Source organism: Vibrio sp. 10N.247.310.17 (assembly GCF_041466605.1).
Lineage (GTDB): Bacteria > Pseudomonadota > Gammaproteobacteria > Enterobacterales > Vibrionaceae > Vibrio > Vibrio tasmaniensis_A.
The window spans coordinates 1-16139 of record NZ_JBFSTC010000110.1 but is presented as its reverse complement, the minus strand read 5'-3'; the positions used below and the strand labels follow the sequence as shown (position 1 = coordinate 16139).

Annotated in this window: 11 protein-coding genes; 4 read left to right on the top strand and 7 right to left on the bottom strand. The window is 44.7% G+C overall.

Going from position 1 to position 16139, the window contains the following annotated elements; genetic code table 11:
• Positions 1-75: 75 nt before the first annotated feature.
• Positions 76-2118 carry an oligopeptidase A gene (gene prlC / locus AB6D80_RS21880; protein ID WP_017101123.1) on the bottom strand — a complete coding sequence of 681 codons (2043 nt, stop codon included), beginning with the start codon at positions 2116-2118 and terminating at the stop codon, positions 76-78.
• Positions 2119-2397: 279 nt separating this feature from the next.
• Here prlC and AB6D80_RS21875 point away from each other — a divergent pair, with 279 nt between their 5' ends.
• The 4 genes from AB6D80_RS21875 to AB6D80_RS21860 all read left to right on the top strand — a co-directional run bounded on the left by AB6D80_RS21875 (position 2398) and on the right by AB6D80_RS21860 (position 7074).
• The gene (locus AB6D80_RS21875; RefSeq protein WP_372189585.1) at positions 2398-3237 is read left to right on the top strand and encodes a 23S rRNA (adenine(2030)-N(6))-methyltransferase RlmJ; all 840 of its coding nucleotides are present in this window, start codon (positions 2398-2400) and stop codon (positions 3235-3237) included.
• A gap of 188 nt (positions 3238-3425) precedes the next feature.
• On the top strand, positions 3426-4781 hold the full coding sequence (gene gorA / locus AB6D80_RS21870) for a glutathione-disulfide reductase (protein WP_004735546.1): 1356 nt from the start codon (positions 3426-3428) through the stop codon (positions 4779-4781).
• A 202-nt stretch (positions 4782-4983) separates the two neighbouring features.
• Entirely contained in the window at positions 4984-6681 is a 1698-nt protein-coding gene (locus AB6D80_RS21865) for a hypothetical protein (protein WP_372189583.1), read from the top strand.
• A 141-nt stretch (positions 6682-6822) separates the two neighbouring features.
• Complete coding sequence (locus tag AB6D80_RS21860) at positions 6823-7074, top strand: DUF6482 family protein (protein WP_372189581.1); 252 nt, start codon at positions 6823-6825, stop codon at positions 7072-7074.
• Between the two features lie 91 nt (positions 7075-7165).
• On the opposite strand, the gene AB6D80_RS21855 is transcribed toward AB6D80_RS21860, so the two are convergent.
• From AB6D80_RS21855 to AB6D80_RS21830, 6 genes are all read right to left on the bottom strand, one after another.
• Positions 7166-8407, bottom strand: a complete 1242-nt coding sequence (locus tag AB6D80_RS21855) for an NADH:ubiquinone reductase (Na(+)-transporting) subunit B (RefSeq protein ID WP_372189579.1) — start codon at positions 8405-8407, stop codon at positions 7166-7168.
• 198 nt (positions 8408-8605) lie between these two features.
• The gene (locus tag AB6D80_RS21850; RefSeq protein ID WP_372189577.1) at positions 8606-9574 is read right to left on the bottom strand and encodes an SPOR domain-containing protein; all 969 of its coding nucleotides are present in this window, start codon (positions 9572-9574) and stop codon (positions 8606-8608) included.
• Positions 9575-9762: 188 nt separating this feature from the next.
• Entirely contained in the window at positions 9763-10701 is a 939-nt protein-coding gene (locus AB6D80_RS21845; RefSeq protein ID WP_004735541.1) for an ABC transporter permease, read from the bottom strand.
• A 2-nt stretch (positions 10702-10703) separates the two neighbouring features.
• Positions 10704-11681 (bottom strand): ABC transporter permease, encoded by a 978-nt coding sequence (locus AB6D80_RS21840; protein WP_009848074.1) that lies wholly within the window; start codon positions 11679-11681, stop codon positions 10704-10706.
• A 181-nt stretch (positions 11682-11862) separates the two neighbouring features.
• Positions 11863-13416 (bottom strand): ABC transporter substrate-binding protein, encoded by a 1554-nt coding sequence (locus AB6D80_RS21835; protein ID WP_009848075.1) that lies wholly within the window; start codon positions 13414-13416, stop codon positions 11863-11865.
• Positions 13417-13510: 94 nt separating this feature from the next.
• Positions 13511-15238 carry an ABC transporter ATP-binding protein gene (locus AB6D80_RS21830; RefSeq protein WP_009848076.1) on the bottom strand — a complete coding sequence of 576 codons (1728 nt, stop codon included), beginning with the start codon at positions 15236-15238 and terminating at the stop codon, positions 13511-13513.
• Positions 15239-16139 lie beyond the last annotated feature (901 nt).

Here is a 16139-nt window from a genome sequence, read left to right as displayed (position 1 = left end):
AACCGATCACTTTGGCTTTAACTGATCGGCATTAGCCTTGGTGGGCGCTCTTTTCACATTCTGACTAGCACAATATTAAGCGCTGATACCCGCATGACGCAGCATCGCGTCGATTTGTGGCTCACGACCACGGAAGCGTTTGAACAGCTCCATTGGCTCTTCGCTGCCACCCATTTCAAGGATGTTATTCAAGAAACGATTACCCGTTTCAGTGTTGAAGATACCCTCTTCTTCAAATGCAGAGAACGCATCTGCAGACAATACTTCAGCCCACAGGTAGCTGTAATAGCCTGCACTGTAGCCACCAGCAAAGATGTGACCAAAGCTGTGCGAGAAGCGGTTCCAATCAAGACTTGGCAGTACCGATACCTTAGACTTAACATCCGCTAGTGTTTCTAGTACGCGAGCACCGACTTCTGGATCGTATTCAGTGTGTAGCGTGAAATCGAACAGGCCAAGCTCTAGCTGACGCAGGATAAACATCGCAGATTGGAAGTTTTTCGCCGCTAGCATCTTCTCTAGCATCTCTTTCGGTAACGCTTCACCAGTTTCGAAATGACCAGAGATGAACGACAACGCCTCCTCTTCCCAACACCAGTTCTCGAGGAACTGACTTGGCAACTCAACCGCGTCCCAAGGCACGCCATTGATACCAGAAACCGCACTCGCATCAACTTGCGTTAACATATGGTGAATACCGTGGCCGAATTCGTGGAACAAGGTTACCACTTCATCGTGCGTAAATAGCGCAGGCTTATCACCGACTGGCTTGTTGAAGTTACACGTAAGGTAAGCCACTGGCGTTTGTAACTCGCCAGATTGAGTAATGCGACGACCGCGACAGTCATCCATCCAAGCGCCACCACGTTTGTGTTCACGTGCGTATAGGTCTAGATAGAAGCTACCGCGCAATGTGCCTGTCGCATCAAAGATGTCGAAGAAGCGCACTGAATCATGCCATGTATCCACACCTTCACGCTCAGTCACAGACATACCAAACACACGGTTTAGTACTTCGAACAAACCAGACACTGCGTTCGACTCAGGGAAGTATGGACGAAGCTCTTCATCAGAGATCTCGAACAAGTTCTGTTTTTGTTTCTCGCTGTAGTAAGCGATGTCCCACAGGTTTAGCTCAGAGACACCAAACTCTTTCTCAGCAAACTGACGTAGCTCTTCGACTTCGCGCTCACCTTGTGGTTTGGCTTTTACTGCTAGGTCGTTAAGGAAACCAAGTACTTGGTCTGGCGTTTCTGCCATCTTAGTCGACAGAGATTTTTCGCTGTAAGTGCTAAAGCCAAGCATGCGTGCGATCTCGTGACGCAGCTTAAGTTGTTCAGTGATGATCTCAGTGTTGTCCCACTTGCCCGCATTTGGACCGCGATCTGAAGCGCGAGTTACGTAGGCTTCGTACAGTTCTTTACGCAGTTCTTGGTTATCACAGTACGTCATCACTGGTAGATATGAAGGGATGTCCAGAGTCAGTAGATAACCTTCCTGCTCTTTAGCTTGTGCCGAGGCTTGTGCTGCTGCCAATGCCGACTCAGGCATACCAGCCAGTTCAGCCACGTCTGTAACTTGCTTGCTCCAACCCATGGTTGCATCAAGCACATTGTTTGAGAATTGAGAACCCAGCTCAGACTGACGCTTGCTGATCTCGCCGTAGCGGTGCTGCTCGTCTGCGGGTAAGCCAATGCCTGATAATTCAAAGTCACGCAGTGCGTCGGTAATGGTTTTCTGTTGAGCTTGGTCTAATGCCGAGAATGCCTCACTCGCCTTGATCGCTTTATACGCTTCGAACAAACCTTTGTGTTGGCCGACCCACGTGCCGTACTCAGAAAGTACAGGCAGGCAGCTCTCATAAGCGTCACGCAGTTCGTCGCTGTTCATCACAGAATTCATATGGCTTACAGGTGACCAAATACGGCCTAAACGATCATCCACTTCTTCAATTGGAGCAACGAGGTTGTCCCAGCTTGGTGAAGTATTACCTTCAAGTACTTGTTCTATCTTGTTGCGACACTCTTCAATCACTTGCTCAACCGCTGGCTTAACGTGCTCAGGTTTGATCTGTGAAAACGGAGGTAAATCCGTGAAGGTTAATAGCGGATTAGACATATAAACATTCCTTTGGCTTTAGAGACTTTCGTCTTTTTTGTAATGAGGTCGTCTTACAGTCATCAGGCTCAGGGTCACCCTAAAAAATCACCTGCGAATAGTTATTAGATAGTGCCCAACAAGGCAAATTTCAATAGTAGAACCAATAACTAACTGCATATTGCTCGCGACTGTTCCTGAATTGTTCGAGAATTTATGGTCCATTGGGGGTTATAATAGTCAAACTAACCCCACCTACACTAACCACACTCTAATTCGAGAGTGTTACGAGAGTTTAATTTGTTAAGTTATCGCCACAGCTTCCACGCGGGCAACCATGCCGACGTAGTAAAGCATATCGTACAGAGCCTTATTCTTAATTCTTTGAAACAAAAGGATAAGCCTTTTGTTTACCATGACACTCACTCTGGTGTAGGTCGTTACGACTTAACGCATGAATGGTCTGAAAAAACGGGCGAATACAAACAAGGTATTGCACGCGTCTGGGCACAAACAGAACTTCCTGAAGACATTCAAAGCTACCTTGAGTCTATCTCTGCACTCAACAATGGCGAAAAACTGCGTTTCTACCCAGGTTCACCACGTGTTGCACGTGCACACCTGCGTGATCAAGACCGCATGGTATTAACTGAGCTTCACCCAGCCGATCACCCTCTGCTTGAGCAAGAGTTCCACCGCGATCGTCAGGTATCTATCTACAAAGAAGATGGCTTCCAACGCCTAAAAGGCAGTCTGCCACCTAAAGAACGTCGTGGTTTGGTTCTTATCGATCCACCTTACGAGCTGGCAAAAGAGTATAGTGATGTTGTGACTGCGATTGCTCAAAGCCATAAGCGCTGGGCAACTGGTATCTACGCAATTTGGTACCCAGTGGTAAATCGCTGTGATATCGAAGATATGATCGAAGGCCTTGAAGGCTTAGGCATCAACAAGATTCTACAAATCGAACTTGGCGTATCACCAGACACCAACGAGCGTGGTATGACGGCATCAGGCATGATTGTTATCAACCCACCTTGGAAGCTAGAAAGCCAAATGAACGAAATTCTTCCATTCTTGAAGGAAGCAATTGCGCCGGCAACCGGTCACTTCAAAGTAGAGTGGATCGTACCCGAGTAATCTCGAACTTAACGTCATGCTCCGACGAATACTCAGCAGACTGTGACGTACACGAATAAATTTTAAACAGGGAGATTGAGTTCAACCGATCTGCCCTCAATATAATAATTAGACAATTTAAGAATCTATAGGACGTAGGTGTTCAGTGCGCTCACTGTACCCACAGCCTTCAATAAATGGAGAAAGTAATGGCGACTCATTTTGATTACATCTGTATCGGCGGCGGTTCAGGCGGCATCGCATCAGCTAACCGCGCAGCAATGCACGGTGCAAAAGTTGCACTTATCGAAGCTCAAGACCTTGGTGGTACTTGTGTAAACGTTGGTTGTGTTCCTAAAAAGGTTATGTGGCACGGTGCTCAAGTTGCTGAAGCAATCAACCTATATTCAAAAGACTACGGCTTCGACGTTGACGTAAAAGGCTTCAACTGGGGCAAACTGGTTGAAAACCGTCAAGCGTACATTGGTCGTATCCACCAATCTTACGATCGCGTTCTTGGTAATAACAAAATAAACGTAATCAAAGGCTTTGCTAAGTTTGTCGATGAGAAGACTGTTGAAGTTAACGGTGAGCACTACACCGCTGATCACATCCTGATCGCAGTGGGTGGTCGTCCAACCATTCCAAACATCCCTGGCGCAGAGCACGGTATCGACTCAAACGGTTTCTTCGATCTGATGGAGCAACCTAAACGTGTTGCTGTAATCGGCGCAGGCTACATCGCAGTAGAAATCGCAGGCGTACTAAGTGCACTTGGCACAGAGACACATTTGTTCTGTCGTAAAGAGTCTCCACTTCGCAGCTTCGACCCAATGATCGTTGAAACACTGGTTGAAGTAATGGAAGCGGAAGGTCCAACACTTCACACGCATTCTGTTCCTAAAGAAGTAGTGAAAGAAGCAGATGGCACGCTGACTCTGCACCTAGAGAACGGCAACACTCAAAACGTTGACCACCTAATTTGGGCTATCGGCCGCCACCCAGCGACTGACGCTATCAACCTAGCATCAACGGGTGTTGCAACCAACGACCGTGGCTACATCAAAGTAGACGAGTTCCAAGCAACCAACGTTCCTGGTATCTACTGTGTAGGCGACATCATGGAAGGCGGTATCGAACTAACACCTGTTGCTGTTAAAGCCGGTCGTCAGCTTTCTGAGCGTCTATTCAACGGTCAAACAAACGCAAAGATGGACTACACGCTCGTTCCTACTGTTGTATTCAGCCACCCACCTATCGGCACTATTGGTCTAACGACTCAAGAAGCTGAAGAGCAATACGGCAAAGACAACATCAAGGTATACACGTCTGGTTTTACTGCAATGTACACTGCAGTCACTCAGCACCGCCAACCTTGTAAGATGAAGCTAGTATGTGCTGGCGAAGAAGAGACTGTAGTCGGCCTACACGGCATCGGTTTTACTGTTGATGAAATGATTCAAGGCTTCGGCGTTGCAATGAAAATGGGCGCAACCAAAGCAGATTTCGACTCTGTTGTGGCGATTCACCCAACGGGCAGCGAAGAATTCGTTACCATGCGATAAACCACTGTAAGTCAAAGAAATATTATACAAAAGCCGACCTGTGTCGGCTTTTTTTGTTTTTTACCGTATGGTTGGGATGTTCATTAACCGAACAGCATTTTACATACTTAACTTGGAATCAAGATCAAACCACAATCGCGCGCTATAAAATTACACGCATAAAAAAAACAATTAGCTCTAATACATGAAGGATGTACGAGTAATGAAAAAAGTGAGTATTCTCGCAGCAGCGATTGCAGTGGCTTTAACAGGTTGTGGTAGCGACAGTTCTAATTCAGGTGTCACAACACCGACAGGACCATCCACAACAACCAACAAGTTTATCGATGCCGCTGTTGAAGGTATCTACTACAGCACTAGCTCTGGTTCAAAGGGCATCACAAACAGCGAAGGCGAATTTACCGCTAAGTCTGACGATACGGTGACCTTCTTCATTGGTGGTGAAAATGGCTTGAAAGTAGGGGCAGCATCAAACCGTGATGTACTGACAGCATTTGAAGCGGCGGGCAAATACGACCGAGCTCTAAATTTAGCAATTCTACTTCAGTCTTTAGATAACCAATTTGGTAGCGCTTCTGATGAAGTACTGACAATTCCAGATGCGTTGCGCGAACCTGATGCTGCGACGTTAGCGAAGATGAAAAACCTAAGTCTAGATGACCGTGATTCTGTTACAGACTTCCTAACAGCGATGGGAGTCACTTCAATTACTAATGAATCTGAAGCATTGGCTCATATGGAGAAAGCATTCGGAGAAAAATCAGGGACTGTTCGCGGCAGCGCTGATGCCAATCCATTTGTAGCGAAAAATGGGCAATTTATTCGCTCAATCATGGTGAGACAGTATGATATTAACGATCCAAACAACCGCCCTAACGACAAAACAATGTTAGTTCACGCTGACAAAATGCTCCCTAAAGCTGTGTTTGAACATACACGTGGCACGCCTTACTTCACTTATCAAGATTCAGCCAATGGTCTTATTGCTGTAAGTGACAGCGACTCTTTATTGTCATACGCAGACGCTGAAAAGTACATCAGCTGTGTATTGGCAGGGAGTTCTGCAGGCTGCAATCAAACAGCTCACCCAGACTTCACCCTAAACGCTCCGTTTTCTTACCTTCTACTTGATAAAAGCAAAGAAAATACCACACCTAAACCAGAGAGTTACGGTTGGGCACCTTTCATTGAAGGGAATCAACAAGTCCTCAACCACTACACGCCAAACAAACTGGAAGATGATCGAGATGAAGGCGATGCAACCCCTTCATACCAATATGAAACTCTTTCAGGTAGCTATGACCCAATTACAAAAATATACACACAAATTCGTTCAAAAACAGAGTTAAGCGACCCATCAAGCGAATCAAGTAAAGCAAAGCGTATCGAAGAAAGTTTGAATTTCTACTATCACGTAGAAACACCTAGTGACGAAAGGTACGTGGATTTCACTGGGTCTTGGGATACCACTCAGATTTGCGCTGATGGACAAAATGCTGTCATGAGAATGGTATTTGATTCTGAGGGCGCTACCGTATCAGGGAAAGAGTGCAATGCAAACTCACCGGCAGATCTTGAAGACTCAGGCAAGAAGTATACCTATGAAGAGCTTGCTGCAATTGACTATTGGTGGTTTAACATTTCAGGACGTGAATCAAAAGCAACACTGACAGATCTAAACTCAGTCGTGCGCTTCTGTGATGATACTGACAATGGTTATATTCCTGGTTCAGGAGATAAATGTCCTGTTGATGCAAATGGTAATAATCAAGAATACATCATTAAATGGGAGTATCAGCCAGCAGGTACTAACTGGGATGAAGGGTTGCTAACTCGCCGTAAAATGACTCCAGACGGATCAACAACAGGCCGTGTTAGCATCATGCAGAAAATCAACTAACCTTTGAGTTAGTTTGATGACTTATTAATAAACCAGAAGCTGAGCTTCTGGTTTTTTCATTTTTAACACACATGAACCTTCAAACAACCATCAACGTAGATACAGAAACAAAGAACTATCGAGAACAACATGGAGTTTGTTATGAATCTACTCATTGAATCATTTGAAGGCGGGATCTACTTGGCTTACCAAATCATTGGCGAGCAAAAGCAGTTAATCAAAGACGACCACCAGCACCCAATGAAGTTTTTGAGTGTTAACCAAGCACACGACCACTTTAGCGACCAAGGCGTGGCGTCGGCAATGCTGGTTCACAACAGTGCCTACGACGAAATGTGTGGTGAGCATTGTGGTAACACCCAACCGTTCGAAATTGATTTGAAGTGGAGTTAAATCAACTTCAAATCAATCGCAATAAAAATTGAAAGGCTTGCAGCGATGCAAGCCTTTCTTATGGGAATCGCTTTCCCTATCTGCACTGAAATCAGCGCAATGTTCGTTTCTGCCTGCGTTTGATGTTTTGCTCTTTCACTACAAAGTCGAACAGCGGAGCAAAAAGGTTAGCAAACAAGATCGCCAACATGATGCCCTCTGGATAAGCAGGGTTGAGCACTCGAATACCGACCGTCATCACACCGATCAGAATCCCGTAAGCCCACTTACTCTGATTAGTAAACGCGGCAGAAACTGGGTCGGTTGCCATAAAGAAAGTGCCAAAGGCAACACCGCCCAATACAAAGTGCCAGTAGAACGGCATCGAGAACATCGAGTTGGTATCAGAGCCAATCCAGTTCATCAAACTCGAAGTCACGACGAGACCGATAATCACACCGGCAACAATGCGCCAAGAGGCGATCTTCATGACAATCAGAATCAGACCCGTCAACATGATAAGCAATGAAGAAACCTCGCCCATCGAACCCGGAATATTACCGATAAAGGCGTCCATCCAAGTGATCGCCTCGCCAGTCATGTTATTAATGAGTGACGCGCTACCACTTTCATACCATTGGCTTAAAGGTGTTGCACCAGAATAACCATCGGCTGCCACCCATACTAAACCTCCCGACATGTTGGCAGGATAGGCAAAGTAGAGAAAGGCTCGACCAGCAAGCGCTGGATTAAGGAAATTTCGCCCTGTGCCACCAAACAGCTCTTTCGCGACAACGATACCAAAGGTGATACCTAGCGCTGCTTGCCATAACGGGATAGTCGGTGGAAGAATTAAGGCAAAGAGAACCGAGCTAACAAAAAATCCTTCGTTGACCTCATGCTTACGTACAACGGCAAACAGCACCTCCCAGAAACCACCGACGACGAAAACTGTCGCGTAAACGGGTAAGAAGTAGAGAGCCCCGAGCAGCATCTGACTTCCCCAGCTACTTACTCTCAATGACTGTGCATCACCAAATGCCCACGACAAGCGCCAGCTACTCTCGATAACCGAGGTAAGTTCGTTAAGTTGATAAGTGGATGTTAGTGCCGAGACACTCTGGTGTCCGACGTTATACATACCCCAGAACATGGCAGGGAAAGTCGCCAGCCACACCAGAATCATAATACGCTTGAGATCAATACTATCTCGAACATGGGTCAAACCTCGGTTTACATTACCGGGCGTGTAAAAGATAGTGGCAAACGCCTCATAGACTGGGTAAAGCTTTTCGTATTTACCTCCGGCTTCAAAAAGCGGGGCTACGTCTTCTAATCGTTTCTTCAAACTCATAATCTCAATCACCTTATTGCTTGAGTTATGGTTTTCTACGCACCAACTGCTCTATTTGAACAATTTTTAGCTATTTTTAATCAAATTTGTATTGAAAATCCGAGTATCCGGAAATCGACCTGATATTGAAAAGAAAGGCGTATAAACAACAAAGCCCCAGCAATGGCTGAGGCTTATTTGGTATTACGCACGTCTTCGTTATTTCACACACATCACATTAAGTAGTGAGGAGCCTTTAAGCTGGTTTACGTTACCGTTAGTAAACAGGCCTTTTTTGTCTGCGCCCCAATAAGGTAGATGCATTGGCCAGTTCTGATTTTCCATGACCTTCGACCCTAAGAGACTTTGCCACTGCTTTTCACTCAACAGCGTCATATTAATCTTATCACATACTAATTCGGCACTGTCGTAATCGAGTCGGCTCCAAGGTTTACCTTGCTCCATATAAAACTGTTGTTCATCACCTAAAAGATAAGGAATCGCATATTTACTACCCGCAACACTCGCTGTCATGCGTATTTCAATGTTCAGATCATTGTCTGAATTTGCACCATGACTAGGAAAAGCTTGAATGGCAGCAGCACTCGCGACTGCAGCTTTTTGAGCAGCAGCTATCGGCTTTGGTGCTGGTTTCGCTGCTACTTTAGCCTTAACCGTTTTTGGCTCTGCCGTTTTTGACTTCATTGCTTTGGTCACGACCGGTTGTGAAGAAGAGGTCTTCGATTTATCAACCATACGAATAAAGGCTTCGCCATAGCCAGAAACCTTACGCACCTGAGCTAAGTCTTTTCTCGCATCAGAGAAAGTAGAATAAGGACCAATTAGGCAGCGATAGTCTCCACCTTCGGGCTTCATCCATACGTTCGTTGAAATCTTCTCATACAATGGCTTTGCTTTGCTCAGTGACAAAGGCTTATTCAACAAACCACATTGAACCCAAAACAGATCGTTATCTGAATGATGTTTAGGCGCTTTACTGCCCCAAACACCTTTACCAATCGGACATGATTGTTCTAGTTGTGGTAACTGATTGGTGCTTACCTGAGTCGCATCGCATAGAACCGATTCGGCATTAACTTGGCTTGATACCAATAGGGATGCAGCAATAAGCCCCATACGATAATTTCTAACCACAGCACGACATACAACATTCATTGTCAACTTCATAACCACCACTTAAACCCTCTAGGGGTTAATTATTACCGAACAGGCGTCGATAAAACATGAATTCCATTTTAAGTACTATTGACTCTATCAATGGTACTAAGTTCCAAATTCATTAAGCAAAAAAAGAGCCGTAATTGCTTACGACTCTTAGTTTAGTGATTTTTTTTACTAAAAATCAAACTGAACTATCACCCTTTATAGATTTTCGGGTTAAACACGTCACGTAACCAGTCGCCTAGTAGGTTGATAACTAGAACCAATGTCACCAAAAGCACACCTGGGAATGCAGTGATCCACCATGCTCCTGAGAAGATGTAGTTAAAACCAGTACTAATCAGAGCACCCAGTGAGGGTTGGTCGACTGGAAGGCCTAAACCTAGGAAAGAAAGTGCCGCTTCTGACATGATGGCATTTGCCACCTGTACTGTAGAGATAACCAAAATCGGTGATAAACAGTTAGGCAGAATATGACGGAACATGATACGAGGTGCTCTAAAGCCCATCACACGTGCCGCTTCTACGTACTCTTTCTTCTTCTCTGCTAATACTGATGCACGAATAGTACGCGCATACTGCGGCCATTCTGCGATACCAATGATCACCACCAGCATCACCACAGCGTATTGTGCATAAAAATCACTACCGAAACTTGCCTTAAAGATGGCCGAGACAATGATCGCAACCATCATGGTTGAGAACGAAAGCTGAACATCAGCGAAGCGCATCAAGAAGCTATCAATACGGCCACCGAAGTAACCCGCAGACAAGCCAATGATAATACCAAGCGTCAGTTGTAGACCTACCGCTAAGAAACCAATAGTCAGTGATAAACGAGAACCGTAAAGCATAGTCGATAAAATATCACGGCCTTGCTCATCCGTTCCTAACAAGAAACGTTCTTCGCCGTCTTCCATCCATGATGGTGGCAGCTCTGAGTCCATGATATCAATCGATGTCACGTCGTACGGGTCTGTTGGCGCTAGAATAGGGGCAGCTAGTGCCATCACTAAAAAGATTGAGAAAATGGCGAAACTCACCATTGCCACTTTGTCGCGTAAGAAGTAATACACAATGTCTGATTGCTTAAAACGTTCCCAGCGAGACGGCACTGTCGATGTCTGTTCCATGATTATGCTCCTTTCCCTGTGATGTTAACGGTTGGGTTGATAACACCGTAAAGCAAATCAACAATTGTGTTAGTCACGACGAAAATAAGACCAACAAAAATAACGTATGCAGTAATCAGTGGTGTATCTACACGGTTGATTGCTTCCAAAAATAAGAAGCCTGTACCTGGCCACTGGAAAACCGTTTCCGTAAGAATGGTGTAAGCCACCATAGTACCAATCTGAACACCACCAACGGTAAGTACCGGTAGCATGGTGTTTTTCAATGCATGTTGGTAATAGATTTTGTTTAGAGCTAGGCCTTTCGCTTTACCAAACTTAATGTATTCAGAACTTAGAACTTCTAACATTTCAGAACGAACTAGACGAATAAACAGCGGCAGCATAATAGATGCCAGAGCAATACTCGGCAGAACTAAGTGTGCAAGGCCATCTAGCGTTAAGAAGCCAGACTCCCAACCAAACCAGTTGGCCGTATCACCACGTCCAAATGACGGCAGCCAACCGAGCTCGATAGAGAACACATACATCAGCATGATTGCAGTTAAGAAAACAGGAACCGAGATACCGACACTACTGCCTGCCATTATCAATTTGGTAAAAAAGCTTTTTGGGTGAATAGCAGAGTAAACGCCGAGTGGGATCGACATACAAACAATAATTAAAGAAGCACCAAATACCAGCTCCAGAGTTGCTACTAGTTTATCTAGAATTACATCAACTGCAGGTCGCTTAAAGAAGTATGAAGTACCAAGATCACCCTGTAGAGCTGCGCCTACAAAGCGAGAGTATTTTGTAACGAAGGGATCATTTAAGCCGAGTTCATCGCGTAGCGCTTGACGCTCCGCCTCTGAAACAGATTGACCGACTAACTCACGTAACGGGTCGCCCAGGTTATCCTGAATGGCAAACGCCACCAAACTGATCACAAACATCACTATCAGTGCCTGAAACAGGCGCTTGACCAGAAACGTAACCATTCCTTGCCCCTTATCTATCCATGACTATCTAATCGAAATCCGCGACTAGACAACAAAAAAATTCAGTCTTAAAAAAGGTATTTAGCCAGACTGAAGGAAGACCAAATACCGAAACTTAAATCTATATCTTAATAACATTGAGAGCCTGAAAGCTTCAGGCTCTCGATTCTAGCAAGCTAGATTATTTTACAACTAGGTCGCCGAAGTAAGGCATAACCATTGGGTTTACTACGTCTGCTGCACCTACGTTAGATTTCGCGCCCCACGCTTCACTCTGCCAGTGTAGAGGAACGAAGACTGCATCGTTGTAAAGTGTTGCTTCAACACCTTTCAGCATCTTAGAACGCTTAACTGGGTCAGTTTCAGTGTTAGAAGCTTCTACAATCGCATCCATTTCTGGGTTTGAGTAGCCAGAACAGTTGTATTGACCACGGCCAGTCTCTTCGTTGCGAGTCATTGTTAAGAACTCGTTGAAGTTAGCTGAATCTTCAGTATCTGAGTGCCAGCCGATCATCATCATGTCTGCTGAACATAGGTCAAATTCTGGCCAGTACTGTGCTTTAGGCATTGTCTTAAGATCAACTTTGATACCAATCTTAGACAGCATTGCCGCAGACGCTTGCGCAACTTTCGCATCGTTCACGTAACGGTTGTTAGGCGCTGCCATAGTTAGTGTAAAGCCGTCTTCGTAGCCCGCTTCTTTCATCAGCTCTTTCGCTTTTTTCAGATCGTAACGAGGAACTAGATCTTCGTTGTGACCCGCGTAGCCTGTTGGGCTCTGCTGACCAGCAGCGGTCGCGAAACCTTTCATGATTTTCTTAACAATACCTTCATTGTTAATCGCATGAACGATTGCTTGACGAACGCGCACATCTTTCAGTGCTTCGTTGCTGTTTTGGTTCATTTGGAACGTAATGATACGAGTACCAGGTAGCGTTACTAGATCGATGTTCTTAGCTTTTTTAACACGCTTGTGATCGTTTGGCGCAACAGGGTGAATCATATCAACGTCGCCAGAAAGAAGTGCTGCTACACGCGTTGCATCTTCTTTGATTGGCACAAGTGTTAGCTTGTCTACGTTACCTTCAGTTTCTGTGTCCCAGTAATCGTTGAAACGCTCGAACGTTACTTTAACGCCTTGCTCACGCTGCGTTACGATAAATGGACCAGTACCAGAAACGTTAGTCGAAGCAAACGAGTTACCGTGCTTAACTAGCTCAGATTTGTCATTACCTTCCGCTGTTTGACCAGAGTAGAACTTGCTGTCCATTGGGAAGATGTAGGTTGCTGTTTGTAGTACTAGTGGGTAAGCCGCTTTTGATACTAGCTCAACTGTGTAGTCATCCACTTTTACCATTTTTTCGTATGGCGTGAAGATAGACTTAAAGTCTGGAGAAGCTTGTAGACGTTCAAAAGTCCACACAACATCATCAGCAGTCAGTTCGTTACCAGAGTGGAATTTCACGCCTTTACGTAAGTTAAAGCGGAAAGTCGTTTCATCAACACGCTCCCAGCTAGATGCTAGGCGGCCTTCAAAATCCATCTCTTGAGTGAAACGTACTAGAGGGTCAAACACCATGTGAGACATTTGCAGTGTGCCACCAGACAGCTGCTCGTGCGGGTCAAGTGATACCGGGTCAGCTGCGTAGCCAACGGTAATATCTGCTGCTGCTGCACTAAAGCTTAGGCCAGCTGCCATTAAAGCTACTGCTAATTTGCTTTTCATGGTTTTCATTGCATAACTCCTTCATGCGGGAATCCAGATCCCTAGTTGTTGTATTTGCGTCTGTTTATTGTTTTTAGCAAGCTAAACTCCAGCCTGCTGATTTTTATACCGCGGCTTGTGCCACTGCTTTTTCTTCTCTTAAACCTGTAAATTCAGGCATTAAAGAAATTAGGTGTTTGCTGTATTCATGCTGAGGCGATTGGAATAGCTGCTCAGTTGGCGCTACTTCCAATAGTTCTCCCATTTGCATCACACCAACACGATCACACATTTGGCGAATAACCGGTAAATCGTGACTGATGAACAGCATGGTTAGGTTGAGCTCGTCTTGTAAATCTTTTAATAGGTTAAGGATCTGAGCCTGAACCGACACATCCAGCGCCGAGGTAGGTTCATCACAAATCAAAAGACGTGGACGAGTTGCCAAGGCGCGAGCGATAGAAATACGCTGACGTTGGCCACCTGAGAATTCGTGTGGGTATTTAACCCCAGCCATCTTGCCTAAACCAACGTGCTCTAGCAGGTCGTTAACGATCTGACGAGTTTCATTCTCGTTACGCGTCAGTTTATGGAATCGGATCGGCTCAGCAATGATGTCGAATATCTTCATTCGAGGGTTCATTGATGTATAAGGGTTTTGGAAAACCATCTGCATTTGACGACGCATTGGGCGACGTTCTTTTTCAGATTTAAGTCCCGTAAGATCAACGCCTTCAAACGTTACCTTACCTGAGTTAGGTGCGTACAAACCAGCAATCACACGAGCAATCGTTGATTTACCCGAACCAGATTCACCAACAAGACCAAAAGTTTCACCTTCGTGTACTTCAAAGCTCACGTTGTTTGACGCCTGAACGTACTCACGACGACTCTCAAAGAAAGAATCCTTGGTAGTAAAGCGCAAGTTTACGTTTTCAACATTCAACAGTGGACCAGTGTAATCACGGTGGTCTTGGCTTTGACCTAACCAGTGGTTTTTCACATCAAGTGGTTCCATCTCATGTGCTTCTTCGATGTAGCTCACAAGAGGAAAACGATCAAGTTTACGATCTGAACGCGGAACCGCGGAGATAAGACTGTGCGTGTAAGGGTGTTCAGGAGTACCAAGGACTTTCGCCGTCGGACCAAACTCAACCAAATCACCACGATACATAACGGCTACGCGATCGGTAACATTAGATACCACACCCATGTCGTGTGTGACCAACATACAACCTACATTCTTCTTAATACATAGGTCGCGAATCAAACCCAAGATCTGGTCTTGAATAGAAACATCCAGTGCGGTTGTTGGTTCATCAGCGATGATTAGGTCAGGTTCACCTGCCAGTGCGATCGCGATAACAACACGCTGACGCATACCGCCAGAGAATTGGTGTGGGTACTGCTTTAAACGGTTTTCTGGTTGCGGAATACCCACTTGGTTCATCAGATCTAATGAGCGCTGGTAGGCTTCTTGATCCGAAACCTTCATGTTGGCATGAATCGTCTCTTTTAACTGCTGTTCTACTGTGAATAGAGGGTTAAGAGAAGTCATTGGATCTTGGAAGATAAAACCAATCTTTGAGCCGCGAACAGAACGCATCTGTTCAGGAGATAAGCCTGAAACTTTTTCACCGTCCAGAAATACCTCGCCGCTAGCAATGCGACCAGGAGGGCTCAGCAAATCGATCACAGCATTACCTACTGTTGATTTGCCTGCACCAGACTCGCCTACAACGCCAACAATCTCACCACGTTCAATGTTGAACGAAAGTGATTTCACTGCGGCGTGAACTCCATGACGAGATGGGTATTCGATACGAAGATTTTTTACTTCTAAAAGTGACATTACCAGACCTCTACTGCTTTGGCAGCTTTCTGCCCTGTCTGCAAAATTGAATCCATTCTTACCAGAATATTGTTCTGATATTTTATACGGTTGACAATTTGGCAAATAATTCACAGAAAAGCAACAAAAATAGGATAAAAAGTCGACATTAAACGCTTAGCAAGTAAAAATGCCACATAAGTATTCACTCGAAGAACATATAGTAATGAAAACCAGCATTATATTTCCAATAATAAATACTCACAAACCCCTTACTACTGCGTACTTGTAGAGTTAAACATATCATTCAAAGCACATATCCCCACCAATCACCAAGATCAAATAATTATTCCAAAAAACAATTAACACTATAGAAACAAACGCTAACTTTACCAATTTAAGCAAACAAAATAACCAGATAAAACCAACCCAACAACATATTCAACCATATGATTTTTTTGATAAATACAAACAAGAAAAACGAAAGACTCAATAAATCAAAGGATTTTTTAAACAACAAGATTCGAAGAAATCTGTCAAATACAGGCCTTAGAGAACATATTTAACGTCAAATTTCACTTTTCATAAAAATCCTTAGACCAAACCTATTAATTTGTCGAATGATTGGTGGTGAGTTTTATATAAAATTAGATATCGATCTGCACATTTGATAAAGCAAACTGCTCCGTATAAGCACCATAATGGAGATAAAGGGTAAAAGCCTATCTTATTGTATGGAAGGAGGAGATTTACGGAGGTGACATCAGGCAAGATGTCGAAGCGGTTGAGGTCCCAGCATTAAAAATTGAGGATTACTGAAATGAGAGATGTAAAAAAGCCCCGTCATTTCTGACGAGGCTTCTTAAGGTGGTCGGTGAAGAGGGATTCGAACCCCCGACCCTCTGGTCCCAAACCAGATGCG